Here is a 14978-nt window from a genome sequence, read left to right on the forward strand (position 1 = left end):
GAAGCCGACCGTACCGCCGTCAGTCCGCAGGTTGCCCCAGTCGAAGACCGCCGGGTCGAACCGCCTGACCGGGTCGCCGCGTTGGTAGCGTCGGACGGCGTGACGACGCCCAGCGGTGCCAGCCCCGAGGACGAGTACTGGCGACGCCCACCCACACAGCCCCCCACCGGACCGACGCCCCCGTCGGGCGACGCGGGTACGACGGAACGGACGGGCCCCGCCCCGTCCCCCCGGTCACACCCGCCCACCACCGACGGGTCGGGTACACACGGGACTACCCCAACAGGTCCCGGGCAGGCATCCAGCGGAGCCGAAGCCGACGCGGAAAGGCCAGACTCCGCAGCCGGCACGGGAGTGAGCAACGCCGGAGCCGGCATGAAGGAGGGAACCACCGCAGCCGCAGCCGGCCCGGAAGAGGGAACAGGAGCCGGGTCCGGAACCACGACCGACGTGGAACCCTCGCCCTGGACCGTCCCGGCCGACGGGTCCGCGTCGGGTCTTCCGGCTTCCTCGTCCGCTCCACCGCCCGCCCAGCCCGCCCCACCGCCCGTCCAGCCCGCTGCGGACACGCCGGCCAGGACGGGACCCGGGACGGGAACGTCCGAGCCGGGGACGGGCCCAGCGGTACCGGAACCGAGCAGGCCGGCACCGGGAGCAGGCAGGCCCGCGTCAGGGCCACGGTGGGCGGGCGCGGGGCAGGCGGGCACGGCTGGTTACGCCGGGCCGCCGCCGACCACGCCCCCGCCGCCGGGCTGGCGTCCCCCCGTACACCTGGCGGCGACCCCGGCCCGCACCCTGCCGGCGCAGGACATGGAGGCGATGGACGCCGCGGAGCAACAGGCGCAACGGATCACCTGGAGTGTCGGCGCGGTGGTCGGGGGCGTGCTGCTGGTGCTGCTCTGCCTGCTCTGTTCCCGAGCGCTGTTCTGACCGTCGCCGGACGGCGGGGCGCCCGACGACACCGCCGTCCGGCGCGGCCCCGACCCGCCCGGGTCACCGGTCAGAAGGTGTTGCTCCACACCGAGGCGGCACCGCTGTCCCCGGTGAGATAGACGTAGACCAGGGCGAACACGGCCAGCACCACGGTGATCGCGGTCAGGGCCCAGGTCGTCCAGGCGGGCAGGTTCGGGGTACGCACCCGGTTGCTGGTCACCGCCAGCAGCAGCAACGCCGCCACGGCCAGGCCGATGGTGAACCATTGCAGCGTCTCGCCGTACTCGGAATGCTCATGGATCTTGGCGAGCAGTTCCGGCGAGTAGCCCTTCGCCCGCAGCGCCGCCTCGAACGCCTCCCCCGACTCGGTCGCCACCCAGGCGAGGACCGGGGTGACCACGGCCAGGATGGCCACCGCCCAGTCGAGGCGGGGCCGCCAGCGGGGCATCAGCCCGTACGCGCTGGCCAGCAGCGCGAGCAGTGGCACGAACACCACCACGGCGTGGACCACCAGGACGTGACCGGGCAGACCGTTGATCTCCTTGAACACCGACACCTCCGAGCGTGGAATGCGGGTTGCGGCAGACAGCGTACGTCGCGACCTGCCCCTCAGGCGTACACGCGGCGAAGACCGGTCCGGTTCATCCCGCCCGGTGGCGTCCCGGGCAGCGTCCCGACGGCCGGCGGTTCCCGTCCGGGCGTGGCACTGTTGACGGGTGGACACCGACGATCTCGGCCTCTTCGGTCCCGGTTCGGTCACCTGGAAGGTGCACGACGAGCCGATCCTGATCGTCGCCGGCCTGCGTTCCCTCTACCTCCAGGCCCTGCACCCACGGGCGATGGCCGGGGTGGCCCAGAACAGCAACTACCGGTCGGACGCCTGGGGGCGGCTGGTCCGCACCGGCACGTACGTCGACACGGTCGTCTACGGCACCACCGCCGAGGCCGAGCGGGCCGGCCGGCGGTTGCGGGCCCTGCACGGCCGGCTGCGCGCCACCGACCTGTTCACCGGGGAGCGGTTCCGGATCGACGAGCCGGACCTGCTGCGCTGGGTGCACGTCACCGAGGTCGAGTCGTTCGTCAGCACCGCCCGCCGGGCCGGCCTGTCGCTGACCGACGCCGAGGTCGACGGGTACTACGCCGAGCAGCGGCGGGCCGCCGCGCTGGTGGGGCTGGACCCGGCCGGGGTGCCGGGCAGCGCCGCCGAGGTGGCCGACTACTACCGGACGGTCCGGCCCGAGCTGCGGATGACGAAGGAGGCGGCCGAGACCGCGCTGTTCCTGACCGCCCCGCCGATCCCGTGGAAACTCAGCCGACCGGCCCGCCTGGGGCTGAGTCTGGGGCCGCCACGCTGGGCGTACTTCGGGGTGGCCGGCACGGCGCTCGGGCTGCTGCCGCCATGGGCGCTGCGGCTCTACGGCGGGCTGGGGCTGCCCACCACCGCGCTGTCGGCCGACCTGAGTGTCCGGACGTTGCGGCTGGCCCTGGCGGCGCTGCCCCGCAACTGGCGGGAGAGCCCGATCCAGCAGGCGGCGAAGACCCGTGCCGCCCGCCTCACCGCCGCCGCCTGACCACCCCGGTCGGATCGCCACGACGCGGACGGCCGGTCACTCGGCCACCGGAGCGGCGGGGCGGTCGATCGCCGACCACGGCTCGCGGCCCGGGGTCTGCGCACCGACCGGGCAGGTACGCCGGTAGTCGCACCAGCCGCAGCGGGGCCCGGCGACGGCGGGGAACGCCTCGTCCGGGTCGGCCCCGTCGGTGACCGCCCGCTCGGCGGCCATGATGTCCCGGGCGGTGTCCTCGGCGCGGCTGAGCTGCCGGGCCAGCGACTCGTCGGTGTGGTCGTGCCCGGCGACGGTGCCGGTCGGCAGGTGGTGCAGCTCCACCCGGCGGCAGGGCCGGCGGAACGTCCGCTCGGCGGCGTACGCGTAGAGGGCGAGTGCCTGCGAGCCGCGTGCGTCGTCGGCGTCCAGCCCGGTACGGCCGGTCTTGTAGTCGACGATGACCAGTTCGGGGCCGTCCGGGCCGGGGCGGGAGTCGATCCGGTCGGCCCGCCCGTTGAAGGCCAGCACCGCCGTCTTCACGGCGACCACCCGTTCCACGCCCAGCGGGTCGTCGCCGGGGTCGAGGGTCGCGACGTAGCCCTCCAGCCAGCCCAGCGCCCGCTGGTAGGCCGCGTGTTCCTGCTCGTCGTCGCGGTAGCCCTCGCGGACCCAGGTGCCCTTGAGCAGGGCGGGCAGCGCCTCGGGACGCCGCCGGTCGGCAGGCAGCGCATACCAGTTCTTCAGGGCGGTGTGCACGCTCGCGCCGAGCGAGTTGTGCGCCCACGGCGGGCCCTTCGGCGGGGCGGGCCGGTCGAGGTAGGCGTAGCGGTAGCGGCGGGGGCAGTCGGCGTACGCGCCGAGCTTGCTGGGTGTGCAGGTGAAGAGCCGTTCGGGCATGCCGGCGAAGCCGAGTTGCTCGGGTTGGCCGGAGCGGGGCCGGGGGGTACCGGCGGAGGAGGCTCGTCGCACCCCCGTGATCCTGCCAGCCCGGTACGACAGCCCGACGGCGGCACGACGGCGGATCAGCTCATGTTCACGTACTGGGTGACGAAGGCGGCCACCGCGTCGGCGATGAGCTGCACGGCGATGGCCGCCAGCAGGAGGCCGGCGATCCGGGTCAGCACCTCGATGCCGCCCGGTCGGAGGATCTTGACGATCCCGCCGGAGAACCGCAGCACCACCCAGACCGCCAGCATCACCGCGACGATCGCGGCGGCGATCGCCGAGACCTGCCCGACGCCCTCCGACTGCTGCACGAAGAGCATGGTCGCCACGATCGCGCCGGGACCGGCCAGCAGCGGGGTGCCCAGCGGCACCAGGGCGATGTTGGAGGTGACCTGCTGGCTGGGGTCGTCGGCCTTGCCGGTGAGCAGTTCCAGCGCCACCAGGATCAGCAGCAGGCCACCGGCCGCCTGCAACGCCGGCAGGTCCACGTGCAGGTAGGCGAGGAGGGTCTGGCCGGCGACGGCGAAGACCACGATGACGCCGAGCGCCAACGCGACCGCCTGCCAGGCGGCCCGGTTACGGTCACGGGCCGGCAGCGGGCCGGTCAGGGCGAGGAAGATCGGCATCATGCCCGGCGGGTCGACGATGACCAGCAGGGTCACGAAGACCTCACCGAAGAGCTTGAGATCCACCGGACGAGGGTAGCGGTGCCGCTGGCAGGCGAAACGCGGATCACCCGGAAGCGACGCCGGTCACTCCGGAGGCCGCCGCGACGATCCGCTCGTACGCCTCCACGGCGGTGGTGTGCGCGCCCAGCCGGACGGTCTTGTGGCTGCCGTGGAAGTCCGACGAGCCGGTGACCAGCAGGCCCAGGTCGGCGGCGAGCTGCCGGACGTGCGCCGCCTCTTCGGGGGTGTGGTCCTCGTGGTCGGCTTCCAGGCCGGCGAGCCCCGCCTCGGCCAGCTCGGCGATCAGCGAGTCGGGGGCGATCCGCCCCCGCCGGCTGGCCCGGGGGTGGGCGAACACCGGCACGCCGCCGGCCGCCCGGACCAGGGCGACGGCCCGGAACACGTCGGTGTCCTCCTTGGGCAGCCGGTACCGCTGCCCCAACCACTGCGGGCCGAACGCCTCGGTGGTGGTGGCGACCAGGCCGGCCCGGATCAGCGCGGCGGCGATGTGCGGGCGGCCGACCGTGCCCCCGTCGGCGGCGGCCATGATCTGCGTCCAGCTGACGTCGATTCCGTCGGCGCGCAGCAGCTCGACGATCCGTTCCCCGCGCACCTCCCGGGCCTGCCGTACCCGGGCCAGCTCGGCGACCAGTTCGGGATGTTCCGGGTCGAACAGGTACGCCAGCAGGTGCAGCGGGAGCGCCGGCTCGGCACCCTGCCAGCGACAGGACAGTTCCGCACCCCGGACGAGGCTGAGCCCGGCCGGCAGCGCGTCGACCGCCGCCGCCCACCCGGCGGTGGTGTCGTGGTCGGTGATCGCCACCACGTCCAACCCGGCGTCGGCGGCGGCCCGGACCAGTTCGGCCGGGCCCAGCGTGCCGTCGCTGGCGGTGGAGTGGGCGTGCAGGTCGATCAACGGGCGCGCGGGCATGATCCCGACGCTACCCGGGCAGGTCACCCCGGATCGGCACCGGTCACCAGCACCGGCCGGACGCCGTCACCGGCCCCGGCGACCGGGGTCGAGCTGGTCGGCTGGCCCGCCAGCGCCTCGTCGGGGCGCAGCCGGACCAGTGCACCGTCCCGGTCGACGTACGCCGCCGTGCGGGTGTCCGTCCAGGTCACCACGCCGTCGATCACCGGGCCGACGGTCCGCGACGGCGGGGCGGTGCCGGCCAGGTCGACCAGGACCGCGCCGTCCGCCCCGGCGAGCCGGCCGTTGACCAGCAGCCAACGCCCGTCGGGGGAGACCACACCCCGGCCGTCGGCGGCGGGCGTCGGCGCGCACCTGGTGGTGGCCGGGGTGAGGTCGGGGTCGAGCACGGCCAGACAGTTCCGGGCCCCGGCGCGTACCCGGGCGACCAGCCGGCCGTCCGGTCTGGTCCCGTAGACGTCGAGGACGTCCGGGGCGACGGGCCCGGGTGACCCGCCCGGCGTCGGCCGCCACCACCGGTGCCCACCTGCGGAACCGGCCCGCAGCAGCACCCGGTCGCCGACGAACCGGACCGGCACCGCGTCGGCGGGCGGTCCCGCGACGAAGGCGACGAGCTGACCGGCGACGATCCCGGCGGCGAAGAGCCGGCCGTCGTCCCGCCAGGCCACCTGCCGCCCGTCGGGTGACAGGGCGATCTCGTCCACCCCGGCGAGCAACGCCCGGGACTCACCGCCGGCGGGCACCATCCAGAGGGTACGGCCGGCCGCGGTGACCGCCCCGGTCAGCAGCCAGCCGCCGTGTTCGGGCAGCCGTTGCGCGCGTTCGACCGGCCCGACGCCCAGGTCGTACCGCTGCCCGGCGACGGTGACCAGGGCACCGGCGACGATCAGGTCGACCCCGCCGTCGGCGGGTGTCTGTGGCGGGGCGGGCGCGACCGGGCCGGCGGACAGGCTGGCCACCCCGCGCGGGTCGCCGAGCACCACGGCCGGAGTGGTGGGGCGGCCCGCCTGCCCAGCGAGCTGGGTCATCCCCCCGGTGAGCAGGGCGGTCGCCACACCGGCCAGGGCGAGTCCGGCGGCCGTACGCCGTCGTCGCGCCCGACGGGCCCGCCCGAGCGCCGTCCCGGCCGGGTCGACGGGCAGCCGGTGCGGTACGGCGACCCGCTGGGCGAGGGTCTCCCGCAGCGCCTGCTCCAGCGGCTCGTCGTGCGTCACGGCGAATGGACGCTCGGGGGTGCCGGTCTGGTTGTCCGACCGGGGTGAGGAGGGTTTCATCGGCTCTCCGCAGCGAGCGCGGTGGTCGGTTCGGGTCGGGTCCCCGCGCCGACCGGCCGGGCCGTCGCCGGGTCGTCGCCGGTCCCGGCGGGTGCCGCTACCGACGGGGTGGCCCCGGCCCGGGTGGGCCGCCCACCGGCGGGGGTCAGGGCGGACGGCGTGCCGGCGCGGTCGGGCAACGCTCCGGCGTGCTCCGCGGCGGGCGACCCCGCCACCTGCACCGGCGGGCCGGCGCGTCGGCGTCCACCGGCCGAGGTCCGGCCCGGCGTGGGCGTCGGGGTGCCGCCGGTTGCCCGGTCGGACGACGGGGTACGGGCGGCGCGGGAGGGCCGGGCGGTGGTGGCCGGGCGGGCCGTCGGGGTGGGGCGGCCGGTCGGGTCGGCGGCGAGGTCGGGCAGTCCTTCGGCGGCGAGCCGGCGGCGCAGGGTGTTCAGGGCGCGCGACGTCTGGCTCTTCACCGTGCCCGGGGAGATCTCCAGCAGGGCCGCCGTCTGGGCCTCCGACAGGTCCTCGTAGTAGCGCAGCACCAGCACCGCCCGCTGCCGGGCAGGCAACCTGCGCAGGTGCCGCCAGAGGGCGTCCCGGTCGAGCTGCTGCTCGATCTCGTCCACCCCGGCCCGCTCGGGCAGCACCTCGGTGGGGCGCTCACCGTGCCACCGACGCCGCCACCAGCTCGTGGACGTGTTGACCATGACCCGCCGGGCGTACGGCTCGACCGCCTCGATCCCGCCCAGCCGCCGCCAGGCCAGGTACGTCTTGGTCAGCGCGGTCTGGAGCAGGTCCTCGGCGGTGGCCCAGTCCCCGGCGAGCAGGTACGCGGTACGCAGCAGGGCACCGGAGCGCGCCGCGACGAAGTCGCGGAACTCGTCCTCCAGCGGATCCCGGCCCACCGCTCACCTCCGCACCCCGTCCTGCCTGGCAGGCTGTCACGCCGGACCGGGTCCGGTCGACGGCGGAAGGGAGGCAGTTCGCCCTCCGGACGGACGAAACCGTTCAGGCGCCGTCGTCGGCCTTCGCCTCGTCGGCCTCCTTGCCCAGCCGGGCCTCGACCGCCTGCGGCTCGTACATCTCCTCGACGACCCGCAGGTAGAGCTCGTTCGGGTTGGGCAGATTCTTGATCTCCCGCAGCGCCTGCTCCTGGCCGGCGGACTCCAGCACGAAGGTGCCGTAGTTGAGGGCGCGGCCGGTGGGGGTCTGCTCGTACTTCATGTCGGTGACCCGGGCCAGCGGCATCATGGCGACCTTGCGGGTGACGATGCCGTTGACCACCATGACCCGCTTGTTGGTCAGGATGAACCGGTCGTACCACCAGTCGGCGACCTTCCACGCCACCCAGCCCATCACCGCGAACCAGAGCAGCACGGCGATGGTGGTGAGGGCGCCGACGTCCTGCCCGGCGAGGAAGCCGGAGAGGTAGCCGAGAACGAAGGTGGCCGCCACGCCGACGACGATCGGGGTGGCGAGGTGGATCCAGTGCCGCTTCCACTCGCCCCGGTAGCGCTCGGTGGGGAAGAGGTAGCGGGCGACCAGGGAACTGGGCTCGTCCTCCAGGGGCAGCACCCGGCGGGGTGTCATGCCCTGGGCGTCGGACCGCAGGCCGGCCAGCTCCTCTTCGGAGATGACCGGCTGTTGGTAGCCGGCTTCCGGATCGCGGACCCAGGTCCGCCCCTGACCACCGAATCCCGGGACGTCGCCGTAGCCGGCGTCGTCCGAGAAGGACGGTCCGCCGGTGGGTCCCGCCCCGGCCCCGTAGGCCGGCCCGTCGTCGGGTCGGTACCTCGGGATCGGCTCGGTGTCCCGCTCCCGGCGGTCCCGGCCGGGATCGTCCGGGTCGAACGGGGGTCCGGAGGGGCTGCCCATCGGGGGTTAGGCGACGAGGCTCGTGAAGAAGTCGCCGAAGCCCTGGGCGATGTCCACGATGCCACCGCCGAGCGACTTGAAGACGTCCGCTGCCGAGTTTGGCCGGTAGGCAACGAAGAAGATCAAGAATGCGATACCGGCCCAGGTGAGGACCTTCTTGACCATAGCGGGCCATCCTCTCGCGCGGCGCCGGGTCCGTTTACCGCAGCGGCACCCAGAGTATCAGCATGATGCCGTAGCGTGAATATCTGCGTCCCATCTCCGACTCGCCGGGAGGGCCGTCAAGCCCCTCCGTGCAGGTACGGGGACGGAGCGCCGTACACGAGCTCGGGCGGAGTCCACTCGGTGAGGTCGTGCAGGACGACATCTTCCGCGAGGAGGTGACCCGCGCTCGCCGGCCAGGCTATCGCATGGAGCCACATTCCCCGAGCCTCACCGGCGTACGCGCTTCGATCCGTTGCCGAATTGATTAACCACAGTGGAGTCGGATGGCCCCCGACCCTGATCCGCGCCGGCTCGACATGCTCGGGGTGACCAGGGCCGGGACCGGGCCCGGCCAGCACCTCCGTCAACTCTGGACCGGGATCCGGGCCGGCCACCCCGGCGAACCGGGTGCCCAATCCCACTCCCGGCTCCTCGGCCACCAGGACCAGTTCGGCCGGTCCACCGCCGAGCGGGGCCGGCCCGGCGCACGCGACGGCCGTGGCCCGCACGCCACCGGCCTCGTCGCCAGCCCAGGCCACCCCGGTCACCGTCCAGCCGGACGGCAGCGGCCACGGGCACCACAGGGGCAGCGCGGGCCGCTGCGGGTCGCTCTCTGCCGCCACCCGGTCCACCACGCTCGCCACGATGTCGGCGTCGATGTGCTCGGGCACGTGCAGCGGGGCCACCGGTCCGCACCTGACGCAACGCGACTCACCGTGCATCAGGTCCGGTGGGCGTACCTGACCCGCACACCTCGGACAACTCACCACGACACTCACATCCCCACCGTGGCCCGGCGACGCGCCCGGCGTCAAGCCGCCGCCACGACCGTGCCGCCCCTTTCCGCACCTCAGCGCCCACGCGGCGATTTCCCGGGGCCGGCCGCCCGGCGCGAGTGCCGGTCGCCCGGGCGGGGACGCCGGCCCGGTGCGGGGCGGGCGGGTGCGGGCCAGGCGGGCGGGTGCAGGGCGGGCGGGTCAGGCGGGCGGGGCGGCGGCGTGGGCGCGTACCCAGGCGTGCATGGCGATGCCGCTGGCCACCCCGGCGTTGATCGACCGGGTCGAGCCGTACTGGGCGATCGAGAAGAGCTGGTCGCAGGCGGCGCGGGCGGCGGCGGACAGCCCCGGCCCCTCCTGGCCGAAGAGCAGCACGCAACGCCGGGGCAGGGTGATCGTCTCCAACGGCCGGGAACCGGGCAGGTTGTCGATGCCGACCACCGGCAGCTCCTGCCCGGCGGCCCAGCCGACGAACTCCTCGATGGTCGGATGGTGCCTGACGTGCTGGTACCGGTCGGTGACCATGGCACCCCGACGGTTCCACCGGCGCAGCCCGACGATGTGCACCTCGGCCGCGAGGAAGGCGTTGGCGTTGCGCACCACCGTGCCGATGTTGAAGTCGTGCTGCCAGTTCTCGATGGCCACGTGGAAGTCGTGCCGCCGGGCGTCCAGGTCGGCCACGACGGCCTCCCGCCGCCAGTAGCGGTAGCGGTCCACCACGTTGCGCCGGTCGCCGGCGGCGAGCAGCTCCGGGTCGTAGCGCGGGTCGTCAGGCGGGTCGCCCGGCCACGGTCCGACACCCACGTCGAGCTGGTCCTCGGTCACGGTTCCAAGAGGGTACGGCCGCCGCCGCGACCCCCGTAGGCCACCCCGACCGGTGTCACCCCGGGGGGTGCGCACGGGTCCGGGGTGCCCTCACCGCCCGCGCAGCCCCAACGCGTCGCCGAGGCGTTCCAGGAACCACCTGTCGGTGGGGTCGGGGGCACCGGTCCGGCAGACCCGGACCGCCACCGACTCCACCCACTGCCGGTACGCGGCGGAGTCCGCGGGGTCGGCCCGTCGACGCAGCACCCGGACGGCGGCCCGGCAGGCCGGTGGCAGGTCGGCCGGGCCGGTGGGCCCGCCGACCGCGGCGGTCGCGCCGTCGTGCCGGGCGTAGATCGCGGCGACCACGGCGCGGACGAGGTCGCTGTCGGAGGCCCGGCCGGCGGCGAGAGCGTCCAGCCCGACGAGGCCGGCGGTGACGTCCCGGGTCGGGCGACCGGGGCCGGGTGAGGCGGCGGCCACCAGCACCCGGCCGGGCAGCGTGGTGAGCAGTTCCCACTCGGTGGCGGAGTAGGTGGCGGTGGTCAGCGGTGCGGCACGCCGTCCGGCAGAGGGCGGCTCTCCGGCGCGGGAGTGGCTCATCAGGACCTCCGCCGTCAGCATAAGCCCGCCGGACGGGTGACGGGCTCGTCCCGGCGCGATCCGCGCCCGTGGGCCGTTCGGTGTCGCGGCCGGGGTGCCCGCGCGCCGTCGTCGACGGGCAGCGGCGAGTACGACTCGACACGCCTTACCGCTGATTAAGGAGACCTCGGCTGGCGGGTGACAGGAAAATGTCACTCCCGGGCCCATCCGGGGGGAGACGCAATGAGCGGCGGGGCCCTCCCCGGCACCCGCCGCCCACGCTCTGATGTCGAAGATTCTGCCCCACCACGACGATGAACGAACAGAGACGGAGGTCACATTTATCTTTTCGTAACAATACTCAGAGTCACTAACGATCAACGAGAGAGCGATCTCTGCAGGTGAAGTAGTACCTTGTCAGGCGACAAGTTCGCGCATGTTGGCTGCTCCGGGCGGCGATCTCCCTGGAAACGCTCCCATCACGGGCCGTCACGCAAATGCGTCGTGCAAGTGCAGTCCGCACACGCGCATCGACAGATGCAGCTCGATGAGCATGATCGGAGCTCCGGAGCGGCCCGGTTTCGGCACGCCCCACCCGGGAATTTGCCGGGGTACCACCTGGTTCTACCGGACGGAAAAAGCAATCCGCGCTGATCGGAGAGTCCAATGGCAACCGTTGAGCTGACCACGGCCAACTTCGACGAGGTGACCGAGAGCAGCGGCATCGTGCTGGTCGACTTCTGGGCCGAGTGGTGCGGCCCGTGCAAGCGGTTCGCCCCGGTCTACGAGCGCTCGTCGGAGAAGCACCCCGACATCACCTTCGGCAAGGTCGACACCGAGGCGCAGCAGGAACTGGGCGCCAAGTTCGACATCCGCTCGATCCCGACGATCATGGCGATCCGGGACGGCGTGATCGTCTTCGCCCAGCCCGGCGCGCTGCCCGAGTCGGCCCTGGAGAACCTGATCGAGCAGGTCCAAGCCCTGGACATGGACGACGTCCGCAAGCAGCTGGCGAACCACCAGCACTGAACACCGCCGCCGGCGGTCGGGCCCCACGGTCCGGCCGTCGGCGTTTCACTTGCGTCGCGCTCGCACACATGTTCGAATAACGACATGCGCTGGGACCACCTCTCCGCTCCCCCGGACGAGGAGCGTCCCGACCGGGCAGCGCCAGCGACGCCACCCCTGCCGCTGGCGCTGCCCGGCGCGGTCACCCGCACGTTCGACACCCCCGACTTCGCCGGCATGACCTTCTACGAGGTGCAGGCCAAGTCGATCATCAACCGGGTGCCGACCGGGTCGCGGGTGCCGTTCAGCTGGACGATCAATCCGTACCGGGGCTGCACCCACGCCTGCGTCTACTGCTTCGCCCGCAACTCGCACACCTACCTCGACCTCGACGCGGGCGCGGACTTCGACCGCAAGGTGGTCGTCAAGGTCAACGCCGGGGAGCTGGTCCGGCGCGAGTTGGCCGCCGCGCGGTGGCGGGGCGCACCGATCGCGATGGGCACCAACGTCGACTGCTACCAGCGCGCCGAGGGCCGCTACCGGCTGCTGCCGCCGATCATCACGGCGCTGCGGGACTTCGCCAACCCGTTCTCGATCCTCACCAAGGGCACCCTGATCCTGCGTGACCTGCCGCTGCTGTGCCAGGCCGCCGAGGTCACCCGGGTCAGCCTGTCGTTCTCGGTGGGCTTCGTCGACGAGACCCTGTGGCGGGCGGTGGAGCCCGGCACCCCGAGCCCGCGTCGCCGGCTCGACGCGGTCCGCCGGCTCACCGACGCCGGCTTCGAGGTGGGGGTGCTGATGGCGCCGATCCTGCCCGGCCTCAGCGACGACGACGCGTCGATCGACGCCACCCTCGCGGCCATCGCCGCCGCCGGCGCCACCGGTGTCACGCCGCTGGCCCTGCACCTGCGCCCCGGTGCCCGCCAGTGGTACGCGCACTGGCTGGGCCGGGAGTTCCCGCACCTGGTCCCCCGCTACCGCGAGCTCTACCGCGCCGGGGCCTACCCGCCGCAGGCGTACCAGCGGGAGTTGACCGCCCGGGTGCGGATCGCGGCCCGCCGGCACGGCCTGCACCGGAGCGAGCGCGGCGACAGCCATCGGGTGCCGGCCCCACCGTCCGCACCCGCCCCCGAACAGCTCGCCCTGCTCTGAGCAGGCCCGTCGAGCGCGCGCGACGGGCAAGCAGAGCCGTGCCCCGGCGGCCGGGCCGGTCCCACCCGCCCGGAATCGGGCTAGGCTCGGCGGATGCGGACCGCACAGCAGCTCCTCGCCGACTCCGCCGTGATCGCCGTCGTGGGCGCTTCCCGCGACCCGGGCAAGGCCGCACACCGGGTGCCGGCACAGATGCAGCGGTACGGCTGGCGGATCATTCCGGTCAACCCGACCGTGGACGAGTTGTTCGGTGAGCGGGCCTACCCGTCGCTCGCCGACATTCCGCACCCGGTGGACCTGGTGAACGTCTTCCGCCCGGCCCGGGACGCCGTCGAGGTGGTACGGCAGGCGGCGACCATCGGCGCACCGGCGGTCTGGCTCCAGCTCGGCATCGTCTCCGCCGAGGCGCGGCGGATCGCCGAGGCGGCCGGCATGGACTACGTCGAAGACCGCTGCCTGATCATCGAGCGGGCCGCCGCCGACCTCTCCCGGCTGCCCTGACCGGTCCGCCACCCGCCCCGACGAGGTGACGTGGCGTCAACCGGGTGAAAAGCCGCGCCGCCAGCCGGTAGCGTCCGCCGTAGAGAGGCCACTGACCTGCGGCGGAGGGCGGGCACCGTGAGTACGCCACCGGGGGAGCCGGAGCAGCCGCCGTCACCGTACGAGCCGCCCCGACGTCCGTCCGACGAACCGGCCTCCCCGCCCGCGCCCACCCCGCCGGACGGACCGTGGAGCCCGAGCGGGCCCGAGCCGTCAGCGTGGGCCCCACCTGCCGAGCCGTCCCCCTGGGCGCAGCCGTCCGCGCCCTCCGAGCCGTCGGCCCCGGCCCGGCCGCCGGAGCCGGGTCGCATCGGTGAGTTCCCGGGCGGCGGCGAGCCGGGCGGGTCGGCCCCACCGTCCGGGTCGCCCGGCTGGAGCCGGCCACCGTCGGGCGAGCAGCCGGCGGTCACGCCGCCGGGCGGGCCAGCAGCCTGGGAACAGCCGTCCGCTGGGGAACAGCCACCGCCGTGGGGGCAGCCGCCGGGCGGACAGCAGTGGGGCCACCCGCCACCCGGGCCGTACGGACCACCCGGTGGCGGCGGGACCAACGTGCCGGCGATCCTGTCCCTGGTGTTCGCCTTCGTCTTCGCCCCGGCCGGCATCGTCCTCGGCCACCTGGCGAAACGGCAGATCCGGCGGACCGGCGAGGACGGCGACCAACTCGCCACCTGGGGGCTGGTCCTCAGTTACGCGTTCACCGCGATCGGGGTGCTCGTCTGCTGCGGCTGGCTCGCCCTGGTCGTGGTGGCCGGCGTCGGCAGCAGCACCGGCACCGGCTACTGATCAGCGGAACTGCGCCTCCCGGACGCTGTTGCCACCGTCGACCACCAGCATCTGCCCGGTGATGTACGACGCCGCGGGCGAGCAGAGGAAGCTGATCGCGGCAGCCACCTCGTCGGGGGTGCCGGGGCGGCCGACCGGGGTGCCGAGCCCCTGCTTGAGCTCCGCCATCGTCGAGGCCGCCGTGTAGATGGTGCCGGGGGCCACCGCGTTCACCGTCACCCCGTCGGCGATCATCTCCATCGCCAGGGCCCGGGTCAGCCCGACCACCCCCGCCTTGGCCGCCGCGTACGCCGCCTCGGTGGGCAGGGCGTTGACCGGGCCGGCGGTCGCCGAGAGGTTGACGATCCGCCCCCAGCCCCGCTCGGCCATCCCGCTGATGAAGGCCCGGCTGCACAGGAACGCGGTGGTCAGGTTTCGGTCGATCTCGCCGCGCCACTCGTCGTAGCTGAGCTGGGCCACCGGGCGGAGCACCTCGGGGCTGGCCCGGCTGGCCAGGCCGGCGTTGTTGACCAACACCTCGACGTCGCCGAGCTGCTCGGCGACCGCGTCGGCGAGCGCGCCGACCTCGGACTCGTCGGTCAGGTCGGCGACGAACCCGGTCACGCCCAGCTCACCGGCCCGCTCGTGGATACGCCGGGTGGTGGAGACGATCGCCACCCGGGCGCCCAGGTCGGCCAGGCGGCGGGCGGTGGCGTACCCGATGCCGTCGGCGCTGCCCGCACCCGTGACCAGGGCGACCCGGCCGTCCAGCCGCATGGTCACCGGGTCCGGCAGCGGCACCGGCTCGTCCTGGCCGGGTTGGCTGCCGCCGGTGGTGGCACGGGTGCGCCGGGCAAGGCCGGGGCGGCTCACGTCCCGCCTCGGTCGGCTGCCGGATCGGTCGGCCCCACGCGCGTCGATAGCCATGCCGGCATCCTGCCCGCTCGACCGGACGCGGGCAACGAGCCACCACGGGGCCGACCCCACCACTG

At 74.2% G+C, this 14978-nt stretch carries 17 protein-coding genes; 5 read left to right on the plus strand and 12 right to left on the minus strand.

What is annotated here, in order from left to right:
- Window positions 1–1000: 1000 nt before the first annotated feature.
- Window positions 1001–1483, minus strand: coding sequence for a DUF2231 domain-containing protein (locus ACN267_RS20580; protein ID WP_281900695.1), 483 nt, complete (start codon window positions 1481–1483; stop codon window positions 1001–1003).
- A 166-nt stretch (window positions 1484–1649) separates the two neighbouring features.
- On the opposite strand from ACN267_RS20580, the gene ACN267_RS20585 reads away from it, so the two are divergent.
- Complete coding sequence (locus ACN267_RS20585; RefSeq protein WP_204961925.1) at window positions 1650–2504, plus strand: oxygenase MpaB family protein; 855 nt, start codon at window positions 1650–1652, stop codon at window positions 2502–2504.
- Between the two features lie 36 nt (window positions 2505–2540).
- Here ACN267_RS20585 and ACN267_RS20590 read toward each other — a convergent pair whose 3' ends face one another.
- The 10 genes from ACN267_RS20590 to ACN267_RS20635 all read right to left on the minus strand — a co-directional run bounded on the left by ACN267_RS20590 (window position 2541) and on the right by ACN267_RS20635 (window position 10545).
- On the minus strand, window positions 2541–3377 hold the full coding sequence (locus ACN267_RS20590) for a RecB family exonuclease (protein WP_421490462.1): 837 nt from the start codon (window positions 3375–3377) through the stop codon (window positions 2541–2543).
- A gap of 125 nt (window positions 3378–3502) precedes the next feature.
- Window positions 3503–4117, minus strand: a complete 615-nt coding sequence (locus tag ACN267_RS20595; protein ID WP_204961924.1) for a MarC family protein — start codon at window positions 4115–4117, stop codon at window positions 3503–3505.
- A 40-nt stretch (window positions 4118–4157) separates the two neighbouring features.
- Entirely contained in the window at window positions 4158–5024 is an 867-nt protein-coding gene (locus tag ACN267_RS20600; protein ID WP_421489385.1) for a PHP domain-containing protein, read from the minus strand.
- A gap of 23 nt (window positions 5025–5047) precedes the next feature.
- Window positions 5048–6298: a hypothetical protein gene (locus ACN267_RS20605; RefSeq protein WP_421489386.1), complete on the minus strand. Its 1251-nt coding sequence runs from the start codon at window positions 6296–6298 to the stop codon at window positions 5048–5050.
- The gene (locus ACN267_RS20610) at window positions 6295–7188 is read right to left on the minus strand and encodes a SigE family RNA polymerase sigma factor (RefSeq protein ID WP_421489387.1); all 894 of its coding nucleotides are present in this window, start codon (window positions 7186–7188) and stop codon (window positions 6295–6297) included. The genes ACN267_RS20605 and ACN267_RS20610 overlap by 4 nt, the downstream gene beginning before the upstream one ends.
- 103 nt (window positions 7189–7291) lie before the next feature.
- Complete coding sequence (locus ACN267_RS20615) at window positions 7292–8158, minus strand: PH domain-containing protein (protein ID WP_204961921.1); 867 nt, start codon at window positions 8156–8158, stop codon at window positions 7292–7294.
- 6 nt (window positions 8159–8164) lie between these two features.
- Window positions 8165–8323, minus strand: a complete 159-nt coding sequence (locus ACN267_RS20620) for a hypothetical protein (RefSeq protein WP_165942702.1) — start codon at window positions 8321–8323, stop codon at window positions 8165–8167.
- Between the two features lie 116 nt (window positions 8324–8439).
- A complete protein-coding gene (locus tag ACN267_RS20625; protein ID WP_307821490.1) occupies window positions 8440–9141 on the minus strand; it encodes a DUF6758 family protein in 702 nt (233 codons plus the stop codon).
- 198 nt (window positions 9142–9339) lie between these two features.
- Window positions 9340–9963 carry a TrmH family RNA methyltransferase gene (locus ACN267_RS20630; protein ID WP_204961920.1) on the minus strand — a complete coding sequence of 208 codons (624 nt, stop codon included), beginning with the start codon at window positions 9961–9963 and terminating at the stop codon, window positions 9340–9342.
- A 90-nt stretch (window positions 9964–10053) separates the two neighbouring features.
- On the minus strand, window positions 10054–10545 hold the full coding sequence (locus tag ACN267_RS20635) for a hypothetical protein (RefSeq protein ID WP_281900708.1): 492 nt from the start codon (window positions 10543–10545) through the stop codon (window positions 10054–10056).
- Window positions 10546–11190: 645 nt separating this feature from the next.
- Here ACN267_RS20635 and trxA point away from each other — a divergent pair.
- The 4 genes from trxA to ACN267_RS20655 all read left to right on the plus strand — a co-directional run bounded on the left by trxA (window position 11191) and on the right by ACN267_RS20655 (window position 14007).
- A complete protein-coding gene (gene trxA / locus ACN267_RS20640; protein ID WP_088647038.1) occupies window positions 11191–11553 on the plus strand; it encodes a thioredoxin in 363 nt (120 codons plus the stop codon).
- A gap of 84 nt (window positions 11554–11637) precedes the next feature.
- On the plus strand, window positions 11638–12684 hold the full coding sequence (locus tag ACN267_RS20645) for an Rv2578c family radical SAM protein (RefSeq protein WP_204961918.1): 1047 nt from the start codon (window positions 11638–11640) through the stop codon (window positions 12682–12684).
- Between the two features lie 93 nt (window positions 12685–12777).
- Window positions 12778–13185 (plus strand): CoA-binding protein, encoded by a 408-nt coding sequence (locus ACN267_RS20650; protein WP_281900713.1) that lies wholly within the window; start codon window positions 12778–12780, stop codon window positions 13183–13185.
- A gap of 588 nt (window positions 13186–13773) precedes the next feature.
- Window positions 13774–14007 carry a DUF4190 domain-containing protein gene (locus ACN267_RS20655; protein WP_307821489.1) on the plus strand — a complete coding sequence of 78 codons (234 nt, stop codon included), beginning with the start codon at window positions 13774–13776 and terminating at the stop codon, window positions 14005–14007.
- On the opposite strand, the gene ACN267_RS20660 is transcribed toward ACN267_RS20655, so the two are convergent.
- Window positions 14008–14913: an SDR family NAD(P)-dependent oxidoreductase gene (locus ACN267_RS20660; RefSeq protein ID WP_204961915.1), complete on the minus strand. Its 906-nt coding sequence runs from the start codon at window positions 14911–14913 to the stop codon at window positions 14008–14010.
- Between the last annotated feature and the right edge of the window lie 65 nt (window positions 14914–14978).

This window comes from Micromonospora sp. WMMD734, assembly GCF_049178975.1.
Classification (GTDB): domain Bacteria; phylum Actinomycetota; class Actinomycetes; order Mycobacteriales; family Micromonosporaceae; genus Micromonospora; species Micromonospora wenchangensis.

Bases quoted from the DNA above. Each gene is read 5' to 3' on its own strand.
- ACN267_RS20605 (WP_421489386.1), bottom strand. From the start codon at position 6,298: ATGAAACCCTCCTCACCCCGGTCGGACAACCAGACCGGCACCCCCGAG.
- ACN267_RS20650 (WP_281900713.1), top strand. From the start codon at position 12,778: ATGCGGACCGCACAGCAGCTCCTCGCCGACTCCGCCGTGATCGCCGTC.
- ACN267_RS20660 (WP_204961915.1), bottom strand. From the start codon at position 14,913: ATGGCTATCGACGCGCGTGGGGCCGACCGATCCGGCAGCCGACCGAGG.
- ACN267_RS20645 (WP_204961918.1), top strand. From the start codon at position 11,638: ATGCGCTGGGACCACCTCTCCGCTCCCCCGGACGAGGAGCGTCCCGAC.
- ACN267_RS20620 (WP_165942702.1), bottom strand. From the start codon at position 8,323: ATGGTCAAGAAGGTCCTCACCTGGGCCGGTATCGCATTCTTGATCTTC.
- ACN267_RS20590 (WP_421490462.1), bottom strand. From the start codon at position 3,377: ATGCCCGAACGGCTCTTCACCTGCACACCCAGCAAGCTCGGCGCGTAC.
- ACN267_RS20635 (WP_281900708.1), bottom strand. From the start codon at position 10,545: ATGAGCCACTCCCGCGCCGGAGAGCCGCCCTCTGCCGGACGGCGTGCC.
- ACN267_RS20615 (WP_204961921.1), bottom strand. From the start codon at position 8,158: ATGGGCAGCCCCTCCGGACCCCCGTTCGACCCGGACGATCCCGGCCGG.
- trxA (WP_088647038.1), top strand. From the start codon at position 11,191: ATGGCAACCGTTGAGCTGACCACGGCCAACTTCGACGAGGTGACCGAG.
- ACN267_RS20600 (WP_421489385.1), bottom strand. From the start codon at position 5,024: ATGCCCGCGCGCCCGTTGATCGACCTGCACGCCCACTCCACCGCCAGC.